Genomic DNA, 398 nt, shown 5'->3' on the forward strand with positions numbered 1-398 from the left:
TGTAGGAGTAGCCCGAGACGTTGAGGGTGTCGGCGCCCTCGCCACCCTCCAGCAGATACACCGACTTCGTGTCGGCGCTGATGTAATTGTTAAGGCTCAGGTTCAGCGTGTCGTCGCCCTCGCCGCCTTGCAGCGTGGCGCTGGTGGGATTGGAGGCACTCAGGGAGTCGTTGCCTTCGCCACCTTGCAGCAGCACGTCGCTGAACTGGCTGGCTTGCAGCACGTCGTTGCCGTTGCCGCCACTGAGCGTGGCCACACTCAGCGCCCCGCTGCCCGTGTTGCCGTCGGCATTGAGGTAGTCATCGCCATCGCCACCGTCCAACACCAGCGAGCGCCCCATGGCGTACAGGGAGTCGTTGCCCGCCCCGCCAAGCAAGGTGTTCTCGCCCTGGGCCGAA

Annotated in this window: 1 pseudogene; it reads right to left on the minus strand. The window is 65.1% G+C overall.

Going from position 1 to position 398, the window contains the following annotated elements:
- Positions 1–398: pseudogene (locus SM757_RS35110) on the minus strand (hypothetical protein); the annotation flags it as partial.

The sequence above is a fragment of the Azohydromonas lata genome (genome assembly GCF_034427735.1).
Taxonomy (GTDB): Bacteria; Pseudomonadota; Gammaproteobacteria; order Burkholderiales; family Burkholderiaceae_C; genus Azohydromonas; species Azohydromonas lata.